This window comes from Catenulispora rubra, from assembly GCF_015356825.1.
Lineage (GTDB): Bacteria > Actinomycetota > Actinomycetes > Streptomycetales > Catenulisporaceae > Catenulispora > Catenulispora rubra.
On record NZ_JAACYW010000018.1, the window covers coordinates 1 to 12,954 of the forward strand.

At 70.7% G+C, this 12,954-nt stretch carries 13 protein-coding genes; 8 read left to right on the forward strand and 5 right to left on the reverse strand.

The window, feature by feature from the left end:
- Nucleotides 1–280 (forward strand): DNA glycosylase AlkZ-like family protein (locus GWK61_RS07755; protein ID WP_194906519.1); only part of this gene is annotated, 280 nt, incomplete at its 5' end.
- Between the two features lie 112 nt (nucleotides 281–392).
- On the opposite strand, the gene GWK61_RS07760 is transcribed toward GWK61_RS07755, so the two are convergent.
- Nucleotides 393–1,193 carry a phosphodiester glycosidase family protein gene (locus GWK61_RS07760; protein ID WP_194906520.1) on the reverse strand — a complete coding sequence of 267 codons (801 nt, stop codon included), beginning with the start codon at nucleotides 1,191–1,193 and terminating at the stop codon, nucleotides 393–395.
- A 22-nt stretch (nucleotides 1,194–1,215) separates the two neighbouring features.
- Here GWK61_RS07760 and GWK61_RS59345 point away from each other — a divergent pair, with 22 nt between their 5' ends.
- From GWK61_RS59345 to GWK61_RS07775, 3 genes are read left to right on the forward strand one after another with little or no spacing between them, the layout of a single operon-like run.
- On the forward strand, nucleotides 1,216–1,590 hold the full coding sequence (locus GWK61_RS59345) for a hypothetical protein (protein ID WP_194906523.1): 375 nt from the start codon (nucleotides 1,216–1,218) through the stop codon (nucleotides 1,588–1,590).
- A gap of 29 nt (nucleotides 1,591–1,619) precedes the next feature.
- Nucleotides 1,620–2,201 carry a DUF4365 domain-containing protein gene (locus tag GWK61_RS07770; RefSeq protein WP_194906525.1) on the forward strand — a complete coding sequence of 194 codons (582 nt, stop codon included), beginning with the start codon at nucleotides 1,620–1,622 and terminating at the stop codon, nucleotides 2,199–2,201.
- Complete coding sequence (locus GWK61_RS07775; RefSeq protein WP_194906527.1) at nucleotides 2,198–3,010, forward strand: hypothetical protein; 813 nt, start codon at nucleotides 2,198–2,200, stop codon at nucleotides 3,008–3,010. Before GWK61_RS07770 ends, GWK61_RS07775 begins: the two co-directional genes overlap by 4 nt.
- A 332-nt stretch (nucleotides 3,011–3,342) precedes the next feature.
- On the opposite strand, the gene GWK61_RS07780 is transcribed toward GWK61_RS07775, so the two are convergent.
- A complete protein-coding gene (locus GWK61_RS07780) occupies nucleotides 3,343–4,707 on the reverse strand; it encodes an MFS transporter (protein WP_194906642.1) in 1,365 nt (454 codons plus the stop codon).
- Nucleotides 4,708–4,819: 112 nt separating this feature from the next.
- On the opposite strand from GWK61_RS07780, the gene GWK61_RS07785 reads away from it, so the two are divergent.
- The 3 genes from GWK61_RS07785 (at nucleotide 4,820) to GWK61_RS07795 (ending at nucleotide 6,643) form a co-directional block, all read left to right on the forward strand.
- A complete protein-coding gene (locus tag GWK61_RS07785) occupies nucleotides 4,820–5,383 on the forward strand; it encodes a MarR family winged helix-turn-helix transcriptional regulator (RefSeq protein ID WP_228561912.1) in 564 nt (187 codons plus the stop codon).
- A 112-nt stretch (nucleotides 5,384–5,495) separates the two neighbouring features.
- Nucleotides 5,496–6,062: a type III secretion system chaperone family protein gene (locus tag GWK61_RS07790; protein WP_194906529.1), complete on the forward strand. Its 567-nt coding sequence runs from the start codon at nucleotides 5,496–5,498 to the stop codon at nucleotides 6,060–6,062.
- Nucleotides 6,063–6,253: 191 nt separating this feature from the next.
- Nucleotides 6,254–6,643: a hypothetical protein gene (locus tag GWK61_RS07795; RefSeq protein ID WP_194906531.1), complete on the forward strand. Its 390-nt coding sequence runs from the start codon at nucleotides 6,254–6,256 to the stop codon at nucleotides 6,641–6,643.
- Between the two features lie 91 nt (nucleotides 6,644–6,734).
- Here the strand turns inward: GWK61_RS07795 and GWK61_RS07800 are convergent, their stop codons facing one another.
- Nucleotides 6,735–7,775 carry a DMT family transporter gene (locus GWK61_RS07800; RefSeq protein ID WP_323747453.1) on the reverse strand — a complete coding sequence of 347 codons (1,041 nt, stop codon included), beginning with the start codon at nucleotides 7,773–7,775 and terminating at the stop codon, nucleotides 6,735–6,737.
- 125 nt (nucleotides 7,776–7,900) lie between these two features.
- On the opposite strand from GWK61_RS07800, the gene GWK61_RS07805 reads away from it, so the two are divergent.
- A complete protein-coding gene (locus GWK61_RS07805) occupies nucleotides 7,901–8,881 on the forward strand; it encodes a hypothetical protein (protein WP_194906534.1) in 981 nt (326 codons plus the stop codon).
- A gap of 89 nt (nucleotides 8,882–8,970) precedes the next feature.
- Here GWK61_RS07805 and GWK61_RS59350 read toward each other — a convergent pair whose 3' ends face one another.
- Together GWK61_RS59350 and pknB are read right to left on the reverse strand one after the other, a co-directional pair.
- A complete protein-coding gene (locus tag GWK61_RS59350; RefSeq protein ID WP_194906537.1) occupies nucleotides 8,971–10,809 on the reverse strand; it encodes an ATP-binding SpoIIE family protein phosphatase in 1,839 nt (612 codons plus the stop codon).
- 270 nt (nucleotides 10,810–11,079) lie between these two features.
- The gene (gene pknB, locus GWK61_RS07815) at nucleotides 11,080–12,903 is read right to left on the reverse strand and encodes a Stk1 family PASTA domain-containing Ser/Thr kinase (protein WP_194906538.1); all 1,824 of its coding nucleotides are present in this window, start codon (nucleotides 12,901–12,903) and stop codon (nucleotides 11,080–11,082) included.
- Between the last annotated feature and the right edge of the window lie 51 nt (nucleotides 12,904–12,954).

Genomic DNA, 12,954 nt, shown 5'->3' on the forward strand with positions numbered 1-12,954 from the left:
CCCCCACCGTCTCCTACCCCGCTTCGACCCCTACCTCCTCGGCCACCGCTCCCGCGACCTGATCCTCGCCCCCGCCTTCGCCAAGCGCGTCAACGCCGGCGGCGGCATGATCGCGCAGACGATGCTCGCCGACGGCCGGATCGTGGGCACCTGGAAGCCGAATCTGCTCGAACCCTTCGAAGACCTGCCGCCCGATCTGCCACTGGACCTGCCACCCGACCTGCCGCCCGCCGCGGCAGAAGCCTGGCAGCGCGAAATGGACTCCGCCGCAGCCTTCTGACCACACCGGTATCCCTCAAGAGGAGTAATCCCGCACCTCACCGGGCATCTGCCACCTGGCGGCCATCGCAGTTCCGCACCAGCCACAAACCGACAACGAAGCAGCCACGAACTCAGCGCGTATAAACGGTGACGAAATCCCGCTCGTTGCCAGACGTGAAGCGTCCCGCCGGCCCGAGCCACGGCGCCGGTTCGGTCCAGCGTCCGTCCGCGTAGGTCCCGAAGATCGGTCGCGTGAAGTTGATGTCCAACTGCATGGCGCGCACCGCGCCGGCCCGCTGGAGGTACTGCGCGAGTTGCAAGGGCGAGGCGTTGTGCACCGCCGCGTAGACCACTTTCCCGTCCACCGTCACCCCGATCCCGGAGCGGTTGCCGTGTACGTCCGCCGAGTTGTTGGTGAAGCCCCACGTCCGCTCGTCCGCCGCGGTCCCGTCGTCGAGGTCCGCCGCGAGCTTCCCGTCGTTGATCATCAGGGCCAGGTTCTGGCGCACGCCGACCACGTCGGCGCTCGGCAGCCCGCCGGGCCACGCCAGGACGTCCATCGAGCCGTCCTTGTAGAAGACCTCCGAAGCCGTCCACGTGCGCAACGGCCCAAAGGCCGTGTGGCCGCCTAGGTAGAAACCACCCCAGGAAGCGTTGTTGGCCATGAGGAACCCCCCGTTCCACCCGGCGAGGAGCCCGCTCGTGCTCGCGGCGTTGCCGCCGGGCCAGCCGTTCCCGCCGGGGACCTGCGAGCCGGCGTGCAGCTCGAAGCGCACCGCCGCGGGGTCGAACCGTGCCGCGAACGCGTCGGCGTTTCCGCTGACCTCGACGCGGGGCGAGCCCGCGTGCCACGCCAGCGGCTCCCCGGCCGGCGCGGAGTCGGTGTATCCGGGCAGCTTCGTCACCGGGCCGGCGGCCGAGGAGCCCGGCACGACCGGGACGTGGGACGGTGCGGTGGCCGACGGCGTCGTCGGCGCCGACGTTGAGGATGTTGAGGACGAAGCACCCGAAGACGCACCGCCCGAAGACGCACCGCCCGAAGACGAACCGCCCGAAGACGCCGCGACCCCCGACGATTTCGAAGCCCCCGTCGGGGAAATCCCTCCCGGACCCTTGCCCGTGGGCGTCGTGCTCATGGCAGAGCCCGTACCACTCGACGAACACCCTGATACGGCGACCACGACCGTCGCGACCGCCACCGAGACGACACTGAAGCGTTTCCCGAAACTGCTGCTCACGGGGATCACCTTAGATGTTCACCCGGAGTCAACGCTAAGTGACCTACCGGTGACGGATAGTCCAGGTTACTCTTGTATCAGGACCCGATAACCCCGATGAGAGCGTGTATAAGGGAAACCATGACGGGGACCATCGACCAAGGGTTCCAGGCCAACGAGAACAAGACCGGGGGTGCCGGACGCCCCCTGAGCCTCGGCGACTCCGGGCACCAGGGCGACTTCGGTGAGACGTTCATCAGAGCCCTGGCCGCCGCGGCCAACCTCGACGCCCTGCGCTCCGACCGCGACCGGGTCGGAGTGGACTGGACGCTACGCTATCCCGCCGCGGACGGACGCCGCGGGTTCCCCCTGATAGACGCCCAGGTGAAGTCCTGGTCCGATCCGCGCGGAAACGACGTCGCCTGGCGTTATCCGCTGGAAGTGAAGAACTTCAACTGGCTCGCCGGGCGTGACTACCTGGTGCCCCGGTTCCTCTTCCTGGTGGTCGTGCCGCGCGCCTCCTCGGCGTGGACGGACATCACCACGGACCGGCTAATCCTCCGGCACGCCGCGTATTGGGCGTGTTTCCACGACGCGCTCCCGTTGCCGGGAAGAAACCGGTCAAGTACGTATACAGTGCGCGTCCCGCGTGAGAATCTGCTTACTATCAGGGCCCTCCACGGGCTGTTCGGCGATGGGTTCCGGGAGATGCTCACGTCATGACCGCCCCCACATCCGCATCCGGCCGGGCCGCAAGGCTCCGGCCGGATGACGTACTCCGCTATTTGGCAGCAACGGGCTGGCGCAGAGGCCGCGACTACGGACGCGGCCAGATCTGGGAGCTCGACCCGCCGCCCGGGGTCGCGAACCCGCACCCGTACGAGGTGCTGGTGCCGCTGGACCAGCGGTTGCGCGACTATCCGCTGCGGATGACCGACCTGCTGGAGACCGTCGCGAACGCCGAACAGCGGGACGCGAACTCGGTCCTCGGCGACCTGGACCTCAAGTGGGCGGACGTGCTCTACGTGCGCCTCAACGAGTTCTCGCTGGCCGATCTGGCGCCGGCGATGACCGGCCTGCGCGATCTGGCGCTGGCCGCGGCGCGCGCCGTGGACGCCAAACACGCCTGGGACTTCGTGCGCGGTGCCGAGGTGGGGTCCTCGCGCACCGGCGTGCCGGTGCTCACGGTGCGGACCGTCCTCACCCCGGACATCGGGGAGCCGATCGAGCGCAAGGTGACCCGGACGATGTACGAGGGCGTCCTGGGGGCCTTCCGCGCGGCCATAGGGGACCACGAGTCGCAGGCGTACTTCCCGATAGTGAACGGCTACCGGGCGACCCGTCCGACCCTCGCCAAAGAGGTCTGTGCGGCCCTGGCGCGGATGGGGGGTCGCAAGCGGTCCGGCTACGAGCTGCGCTTCACGTGGTCGCCGGACGTGCCGTTCAAAGGAGACCAGGCGGTCTTCGAGTTCACTCCGCACGTGCTTGGGGAGGTGGCACGAGCGGCCAAGGAGCTGCGCGACTTATCGTGATCTGTATGTCCTCCATCCGCGGCGCGTACGAAGAGTTCGGTGCGGAGGAGTACTACCGGCGGTTCGGAGCCGACTACCGGAACCCGCATGAGACCGCCGTACGCGCCGTCATCCAGGAGAGTGTGAAGCGGAACTCCTTGGATCTGCGCCACGTGCTGGACTTGGCGTGCGGCAGCGGAGAGGCGACGCGCGCACTCCTTGAGATCGGCGCTAAGGAGATCGATGCAGCGGATCCCTATACGACGGCCGCATACAGCGCCGCTATAGGGATCCCCGCCGAAGAGTTGAGCTTCGAGGACGTCGCGGCAGGCGCTCTGGCCGGCCGCCACTACTCACTGACTGTGTGCAGTTTCGCGCTGCACCTGGCCGACGTCTCTCGCCTGCCGCTGCTGGCGTGGCAACTGGCCCAGGTCTCCGACGCGCTTCTGATCGTCACCCCACACAAGCGGCCCGATCTGCGGCCCGAGTGGGGCTGGCGGCTGGTCGACGAGTTCGTCCGGGACCGGGTGCGTGCCCGGGTCCACCTGTCGTACCGAGACGGCCAGGGTGAGCAGGCAGACGGCCAATAGGCCGCCGAACGCATAGCGTGATCCGAGTCCACTGTCGTGGTGCGCGAACGCTATAGCGGTCGTCACCAGGTAGATGCCGCCGGACGTCCCCAGGCTGCGAGCCGTGCTGAGGAAACCGCTGACGACACCCGAGGCGCTCTGCGGGACCGCGGCCATCACCTGCGCGTTGTTCGCCGGGGCGTAGGCGCCCAGACCCAACCCCAGGACGCCGAGCAGCGGGACCAGCACCGCCGGCTCGAACGGCAGCGCCAGTAGCCCGGCCAGGGCCGCCACGGCCACGCCCAGCCCCACCCCGGCCCGGCACCTCAGGAACGAGGCGCCGACCGCGAAGCCGACCGGCAGCGTGGTCAGCACCAGGCCGGAGGACAGCGCGCTGCTGCCCCGAGCGGCCATGATCACCGGGACCAGCACCAGCGGCCCGAACAGGACGAGGTAGCCGCCGGCTGCGCCGAGCAGGCCCCAGCGGACGTCGTGCTGCTTCAGCGGGCCCAGATCGGGCTTGAGGCCGGGGGTGCGCTCGCGGGTGCGCGGGAGCATCACGATGCCGCCGACCAGGGCCACGATGCCGACCGGGACGTTCACCCAGAACACCCAGCGCCAGCCGAGGGTGTCCACCAGCAGGCCGCCGACCGCGGGGCCCAGGCCCAGACCGAGCGCCTGCGCCGCGGCCTGGACGCCCAGGGCCTGGCGCAGCTTCTCGCGCGGGGCGGCGTTGGAGATCAGGGCGATGCTGTTGGCCTGGAGCATCGCCGCGCCCAGGGCCTGGACCACGCGGAAGGCGATGAGGGTGTCCAGGCTGGGGGCCAGGGCGCAGGCGGCGGAGGCGGCGGTGAAGACGCCGAAGCCGTAGACGTAGAACAGCTTGCGGCCCAGGGCGTCCGACAGACGGCCGGTCGGGACCAGCAGCAGGGTGAGCGTCAGCAGATAGGACAGGGAGACCCACGAGACCGCGGACAGCGACGCGTGGAACCCGGTGCGCAGGGCCGGGTAGGCGAGCGTGGTGATCGAGGCGTCGAGCTGGCCCATGAAGGCGCCGAAACAGACGGTCAGGACCGCCAGTCGCCAGGCTGAGGGGAGGTTGCGTATGCGTTCCGGGCGCGGTCGCTCACGGAGGAGGACGTTCACGATTTACAGCGTACCCCGAAAGTTTCGGACACCGAAATATTCGGAGCGCCGACACTGTGTCTCAACCGTGCGGAGGCACAGGCGCAACCGGGCCTTCGTCTTCTAAGGTCTGGACATGCCTACGCCGGAGACCCCCGCGACGCCACAGAAGTTCGAGGCCCAGACGTTCCAGGCTCAGACGTCCCAGGCCCGGTCGCACGAGCCGCCCGCGCCCGGCGACGCGACCGCGCAGCAGCTCACCGACGTGGTGACGCGGCTGCGGCGCGCGCTGCGCACGTCGATCCGCACGGAGTACCCGTGGGAGGCGCTGCCGATGGCGCAGATCGAGCTGATGCAGGCGCTCAGCGACCGGTCCCCGGCCCGGGTCGGCGACCTGGCGGCGCGCCAGCGGCTGTCCACCTCGACGGTCAGCGGGCTGATCGGGCAGCTGATGACGGCGGGCCTGGTGGTGCGCGGCACGCACGCCGACGACCGCCGGGTGGCGGTGGTGGAGCTGACCGAGGCCGGCCGCGACCAGCTGGCCGACTGGCAGGCGGCGCACCAGCGGCGGATCGGCGCCGCGCTGGAGCGGCTGGAGGTGCCCGAGCAGGACGCGGTGGCGGCGGCCCTGCCGGCGCTGGCGAAGCTGGTGGAGTACTTGTTCGCGGGGTCGGGACTGGGCGCCGAGGACGAGGCGTGAGCCTGCCCCGTCGGCGCCGTCGTCGGTTGCGTGCGGCCAGGAGTACAGCCTGGCTGCCGGGTGATGACAGGATGGAACAGCCAACTTCTGAATCTGCCGCTGAGGACAACGCATGACCATCGATCCGGGAGCCATCCCGAACTTCGGCCCGCAGGAGCCGCCGCAGGGTCCGCCGCCGATCATCAAGCCCGACGCCAAGCTGATCGGTGACCTGTTCGAGCAGGTCGGGATCAAGCACGGCACCGACGACGAGGGCGACATCGTCGCCTCCTGGCCGGGCTTCCGTGTCTACGCGATGTTCCGTGGGGAGAACAAGGAGCTGTTCGCGGTGCGTGCCTTCTACGAGCGCGCGTACCCGCTGGAGGAGAAGCAGGAACTGCTCGACGTCATCGACGAGTGGAACCGCGACTCGCTGTGGCCGAAGGTGTACACGCACACCAACGAGGAAGGCATCCTGCGGCTGGTCGGCGAGTCGCAGATGGTCGTGCCGCAGGGCGTGAACGTCGACTACTTCGTCGCCAGCGTCATGAACTGGGTGCAGGCCTCGATCGGCTTCAACGGCTGGCTGGCCGAGCGGCTCGGGCTCGAGGTCGAGGTGGACTCGGTCGGGCAGGGCGGCGACGACGATGACGACGACCCCGACGGTCCGGGCATCAACCCGGGCGGGATCAACAACTGATCGGCGACCGATCGGCGAGTGTTCGGCAGTGACCGGCGGCTGACGTTTATACGTCAGTCGCCGCAACGGCGTTGAGGGTCTGATTTCCCTTAAGGGCGTCATCGCAGGCCTCGGGGTCACGCAGCGGGCCAGCGGATTTCGGACCCTGCGTTGTCCGCGCGCCAACCGCGGCGGAGTGCCAGAATCAGGGCATGGCGACGGGGCTGAGCAGCATCCGCATCGAGATCGGCGGGTCGGAGCACTGGGGCGTCGAAGCGGCCGTCCAGCCGCTGATCGACGGCCGCGACATAATCCGCGAGTCATTCGTCTCCGGCCCCGGGCTCCCGCCGGAGATCCTGCTGCGCCCCGACGGCGGCCTGCGCGCGGACGCCGAGCCGCGCGAAGTGGTCCTCGCCGAGGCCGACTGCACCCCCGAGTGCTGCGGTGCGCTGGCGGTGACCATCCGCCGCGAGGGCGAGCAGGTGGTGTGGGGCGGCTGGCGGGATCTGAACGGACCGGCACCGGTGCTGCCCGAGTTCCGCTTCGACGCGGGGGAGTACGACGCGGAGATCGCTCGGGCCGAGCACGCCGCGCTGCACTAGCCGGCGCCGAGCACGGCCAGGCACCCGCCTCGCTGCCTAGCGCTGCCGCAGCTCATGGCCGCCCGTCGCTGACCAGCTCTGGCTCTACCGCCTACCGCCGCCGCGGACCCAACTCCACCGCGTACATCGCCGCGAGCACCATCGCCGCCCCGATCCATCCGCGCACCGCCAGCGTCTCGCCGGCGAGTACCCCGGTCACGCCCGCGAACACCGGCTCCATCGTCAGCACCACCGCGGCGCGCGTGGCCGGCATCCGGGCCTGGGACCAGGTCTGCAGGAAGAACCCCGCCGCCGTGCCGAGCAGCGCCGTCACCGCGACCGCGGCCCAGCCCGCGGTGTTCGGGGGCAGCGTCAGCACGTGGCCGCCGCGGCTCCCGTGGCCGATCACCGCGAGCAGCAGCGAGACCGCCGCGACCGTCCCGATCTGCACCACCGCCAGGGCGTACGCGTCGTGCCGGTGCGACCACTCGCCCAGGCCCACGATGTGCAGTGCGAAGAAGAATGCGCCGACCACCGTCAGCAGCTCCCCGCGCCCTATCGACAGGCCGTGCAGTGAGATCAGCCCGAGTCCGACCGTCGCCAGCGCCACCGCCACCCACACCGCCGACGGCACGCGCCGCCGCAGCAGCACCGCGCCGATCAGCGGCGTGAACACCACGAACAGTCCGGTGATGAACCCGGACACCGACGCCGACGCGGTGCGCAGCCCGAACGTCTGCGCCGCGTACCCCGCCGCCAGCACCAGCCCGAGCAGCACGCCGTGCCGCCAGCCGCTGCGCCCCAGCCCGGCCAGCGCCCGCGGCCGCACCGCGAGCATCGCCGCGCACGCCAGCGCGAACCGCAGCCCCAGGAAGTCCAGCACCGGCACCGAGGCGATGGCGTCCTTCACGACCAGGAACGTCGAGCCCCACACCGCCGTGGTGGCCACCAGTCCGGCGGTCGCCAGCAGGCCCGATCGGCGCGTCGCCGCGTACTGGTGCGCGGGGGACAGCGATGACGACGACGGCGAACCCGGCGCCGGCGGTACGCTCAGCGCAGGCTCGGAGGCGGGCGACGCAGGCGCGGCGGGGACTGAGGCCGGGACTGGGCCGGATATCGAGCCGGGGACTGGGCCGGGGACTTCGGTGGTCACGCCCGCCAGCCTCTCATAACTTTGCCGAATGGCGGATTTATATTCGGTCGGCGAGACGGGGTCCGATCACAGGACCTTGGTACAGTTTCCGTTCGAACCTGAATGCGAAGTGGGGGGATTCCACAGTGCTGGAAGCGTTGGCCGAATTCGTTCGGGCGCGGACCACCGCCGAGGAGATCGAAGCGCTCGCCGACGGCCAGGGCCTGTTCCTCCCGCCGGACGCCGGGGTCGAGGTGTCCGAACTCGTGGCGTCGCAGGACCCCGCCGAACTCACCGCCAACGTCGTCTCGCTGCGCAACCTCATGCCGGGCGGGGACCTGTTCCACACCGCCGTCCTGGCCCTCATGTGCGGGACTCTGGTCGAGCGCGGAGCCGACGCCGGCGCTGCCATCGACGCCACGCTGGAGCTGTTCGTCCAGCAGCTCGACGCCCTCGCCGACGAGCGCAACCGCGGCGACGAGATGGTGACCACCGCCGGGCAGCTGACGTTCATGGCGACCATGACGATGCTCTGCCGCTCCGTCGGCACCCGCAAGCGCTGGCGCGCGCGTCCGGAACTGATGGCGCGCCTGGACGATCTCGAAGAGGCCGGCCTGGTCCCGTGGTTCCTGCGCGAGGTCTTCACCCTGCACGACGACGTCGACCTGCTCGTGCTCGACGCCAAGAACCGGCGCGCCTTCCAGTTCCGCATGATCGGCGTCCGCGACCGCCTCTACCACTGCTACGCCCTGCTCCAGGACGCGCTCCTGCGGCACGCCGGACCCGGCTACCTCGACGCCGAACCCGTCGACCCCGAGATGGTCCGCTTCGCCCGCAACCGCGAGCTCACCGAGGACGACTTCGCGAACCAGGACCTGCACGACCACCTGCGGTTCAACTTCGCCCTGCCCGGCACGCTGTTCATGCCCGGCTCGGCCTCGCCCTCCGAGCTGCCGACGATCAACGGCCTGCCGCTGCTGATGGTCGAGCCGAAGGGCATGTCGATCAACTGGAACCCGGCCAACATGTACGGGGTCGTGCACGAGGCGCTCCAGGCCTCCGTGGAACTCGTCCGCGAGCTCGACCGCGCGCAGGCCGACGCACTGTTCGCGAAATGCGGTGTGTAGGTCCGGTGTCGTCCCGGAGGTAGACACGAGGCCGGAAAGCCTTCCCTGGCAAGGAAAACGGCAGAGCCCCGGACCTGAGCCCGGCGAACCTAAGCCGCCACAACCAACCCCTCCAAAGCGAACCAAACGACCTTCCCCGTCGACGTCCGCCGCGACCCCCAGTCCGCCGACAGCTCGCTGACCAGGAACAGCCCCCGGCCGCTCTCCTCCAGATCGTCCGGCAGCGCCGCCGGCCGCGGCTCCGCCCCGACCTGGTCGGCCACCTCGCACGTCAGCCGCTCGTCGTAGGACAGCCGGATCTCGATCGGCCCGGGCCCGGCCGCGTGCCGCACCGCGTTCGTCGCCAGCTCGCTGACCAGCAGCTCCGCGGTGTCGACGGTGTCCTCCGGCAGCCCCCACGAGCCGGCCTGCTGCCGCACGAAGTGCCGCGCCTCGCGCACCGCGTACGACTCCGCCGGCAGCTCCCACGACGCCGAGCGCGACGGCGCGCGCCCGATCCGCGCCACCAGCAGCGCCAGGTCGTCGCGGTCGCCCTCCAGCACCAGCGTCCGGGTCAGGGTGTCGCAGATCTCTTCCAGACCCGCTTCGGGATCGCCGAGGTTCTCCAGCAACAGATGTAATCCGTCTCCGATGTCGCGGTTCTTCGACTCCACCAGGCCGTCCGTGCACAGCACCAGCAGCGAGCCCTCCGGCAGGTCCAGCGTCCAGGACTCGAACGGGTCCGACACGAACCCCAGCCCCAGCGGCCGGTTCGCCGGCACGTCCTCGATCCGCGGCTTCACCGCCGGATCCGGGTGCACGATCACCGGCGGCACGTGCCCGGCCCGCACGATCTCGCAGGTGCGCGCCTCCGGGTCGTGCACCGCGATGATGCACGTGGCGAACAGGTAGCTGTCGGCCATGTCCGGCAGCAGCGCGTCCAGGTGCCCCATCAGCTCGGTCACCGGCAGCTCCAGCCGGGCCAGCGTCCGCACCGCGGTGCGCAGCTGCCCCATCACCGTCGCGGCCTGCATCCCGTGCCCCATCACGTCCCCGACCACCAGCGCCACCCGGCCGCCGGCCAGCGGGATCACGTCGAACCAGTCGCCGCCGACCTCCGCCACGTCGCTGCCCGGCACGTACCGGTGCGCGACCTCCATCCCCGGCGGCGGCTGCACGCGCTTGGGCAGCAGCGAACTCTGCAACGTCAACGCCTGCGACTTCTCCAGGTTGTACAGCCGCGCGTTGTCTATACACAGCGCCGTGCGCCGCGCCAGGTTGTCCGCCAGCTCTACGTCCCGGCCGCAGAACTCGGCGCGCGCCCCCGGGTCGCGGTTGAACGCCAGCAGGCCCAGCACCCGGCCGCGGGCCATCAACGGGCTGAGAAGCAGGGAGCGCCCCGCTATCGCCTGGTAGAAGTCCGGCCGTCCGAAGTCCTCGGAGGTGCGCAGGGCCAGCTCGTCCGGGACCACCGGGAAGAACAGCGAGCGCCGCTCGGCCATGCAGCGCGCGAAGGGGGAGGCCGGCGGGCACACCGCGGTCTCGCCGATCGGCAGCGTGGACAACCAGAACTCCACCGGCAGCGGGTCCTTGTCCGAGACGCCCAGGGCCAGCCGGCGCACCCGCGCGCCGCCGTCCTTGAACGGCGCCGGGATCTCGTGGTGCGTGGCGACCCGCTCCTGCAGCAGCACCCACGTGGTGTCGGCGAAGTCGGGTATCGCGATGCCGACCAGTTCCTCGGCGGTGCGCACCAGGTCCAGGGTGGTGCCGATCTCCTCGCTGGCCCGGTTCAGCAGGGCCAGGCGCAGGCGTACCGAGTCGGCGGTGTCGTGCCAGTCGTGCGGCGGCGCGGCGTGCCGAGGGGTGCGCTTGTCACCCCCTGCTCCGACCGCGCCCGCTTCCGGGGCGCCGGGTGTACCGGAAAAGGGAGGGGCGGCTTGATCCGCCACCGTCCTATCCACTGCTCGCTCCCACCCTCTCGCTGCCTGCCCACCGCGTGCCGTCCGGCGGTTCCCGGGTCGGCATCACCGACTCCGCCGCGGCCCGCGTCCACTCATCCTCTTACCCGCGCGGAACGCCGCTGACCATCACTGACGTTCCGTCACCGGACGGCCACTGTCGAGTATGGACATCCCTCGTCGGTGAACGTGCCGATTCGCCGAAGTATCCGGTCCTCGCAGGCGGGGCCGGGGGCGCACGGACGCGCCGCGCGCTCCCGGTCAGGACAGCGGGTTCTCGAAGAGCGCCACGGGGTCCTTGTGCCGTGCATACGTCCCCGCCTCAGGCTGCTGTGAATGGATCGTGTTGCCGAAGAACCACTTGTTGACTTCTACGTTGGTGAAGCCCTGGGCCGCCAGCTTTGCGCGGGCGTCGTCCTCCGAAAGTCCGGTCACGTCCGGGACCGGGAAGGTCTGGGCGCCCTTGGACAGCGTCAGCGTCACCGTGCTCCCCGGCTGCGCGGACGAGGGGTTCACCGACACCACCGAACCGCCGGCCACGGTGTCGGAGAAGACCTGGTCCGGGGCGATCACCACCTGGAAGCCGGCGGACCGCAGCGCCTGTGTGGCCGAATCAGGGGTCTGACCCGCCTGGTCCGGCACCAGGACCGGCTTGGGGCCGCGGGAGACCGTGATCTTCACCGCGCCGCCCTTCTTCACCTTGCCGGACGGATCCGGCGAGGAGGTGATCACCTGCCCGGACGGCACGCTGTCGCTGTAGTCGTTCAGGATCTCCGGGTGCAGGCCGTCGCGGGTCAGCTCGGCCAGCGCGGCGTCCTGGGGCTGCCGGATCACCGAGGGCATCGAGCGGAACTGCCCGCTGGTGGTCCACCACGCCACGATCCCGAGGATCACCGCGATCACCAGTATCACGGCCAGCGCGTAGTGCCCACGCCGTGGCCGCCAGGGCTGGTCGGCCGGGACGAGCTGGCGCGGCTGGTTCGGGGAGGTGCGGGCCTTGTAGACCTGCTTGCCGCCGGGCTTGGTGGCCCGGGCGGCATGGTCCACCCGCGTCGGATTGGTCGGCAGCGGCGGGGGCGGCGGCACGGCGCGGGTGGCCTCCGGCGCCGGCATCATCCGGGTGCGCGCGGTGTGGCGCTGCCCGGCCAGGGCCGCGAACTCCGCGGTCGCGGTGTTGTCCGGGTCCTGGTCCTCCGGGATCGCGCCGAAGTCCAGCGCGGAGTCCGGCAGGCTGCCGATGGTGCGCAGCACCTCGGCGTGCAGGACGTTGGCGTCGCCCGGCCGCTCGCCCGGCTCCTTGGCGGTGGCCCGGGCGACCAGCGCGTCCAGCGCCGGGTCCAGGCCGGGCACGGCGGCCGAGGGGGCCGGCACCTCGTCGTGGACGTGCCGGTAGGCGACCTGGATCGGGGAGTCGGCGACGAACGGCTTGGCGCCGGTGAGCATCTCGTAGAGCACGATGCCGGCCGAGTACACGTCCGAGCGGGCGTCGCAGATCCCGGACTTGACCTGCTCGGGGGCCAGATACGAGGCGGTGCCGACGATCATCCCGGCCAGCGACACCGTCGCCCCGGCCGCCGCCGAGCGCGCCAGCCCGAAGTCGGCGACCTTCACCGCGTGCGCGTAGGTCCCCTCCTTGCCGATCAGCACGTTCTCCGGCTTCACGTCCCGGTGCACCATCCCGGCGCGGTGCGCGGCGCCCAGCGCCGACAGCACCGGCGCCAGCACCTCCAGCGCCTCGCGCGGGGTGAAGCGGCCGCGGTCGGACAGCAGCTCGCGCAGCGTCTGGCCGTCGATGAACTCCATGACCAGGTACACGTGCCCGCCGTCGGCACTCTGGTCGAACACCGCGACGATGTTGGGGTGGGTCAGGCGCGCGGCGGTCTTCGCCTCCCGGATGAAGCGCGACACGAACTCGTCGTGCCGCGCCAGCTCAGGATGCATGACCTTGAGCGCGACCACGCGGTCGAGCCGCCGGTCGGTGGCCAGGTAGACCGTCGCCATGCCCCCGCGAGCAATCAGGGAGTCGACCCGGTAGCGCTCGTCGAGGACCTGCCCGACCAGCGAATCGTCCAAAGTCTTGTCCACGGAGCAGAGTCTAGAACGTGGGACCGTCGGTGGACGGGTGGGAAACGGCGT

Bases quoted from the DNA above. Each gene is read 5' to 3' on its own strand.
- GWK61_RS07795 (WP_194906531.1), top strand. From the start codon at position 6,254: ATGGCGACGGGGCTGAGCAGCATCCGCATCGAGATCGGCGGGTCGGAG.
- GWK61_RS07770 (WP_194906525.1), top strand. From the start codon at position 1,620: ATGACGGGGACCATCGACCAAGGGTTCCAGGCCAACGAGAACAAGACC.
- GWK61_RS07785 (WP_228561912.1), top strand. From the start codon at position 4,820: ATGCCTACGCCGGAGACCCCCGCGACGCCACAGAAGTTCGAGGCCCAG.
- GWK61_RS07775 (WP_194906527.1), top strand. From the start codon at position 2,198: ATGACCGCCCCCACATCCGCATCCGGCCGGGCCGCAAGGCTCCGGCCG.
- GWK61_RS07790 (WP_194906529.1), top strand. From the start codon at position 5,496: ATGACCATCGATCCGGGAGCCATCCCGAACTTCGGCCCGCAGGAGCCG.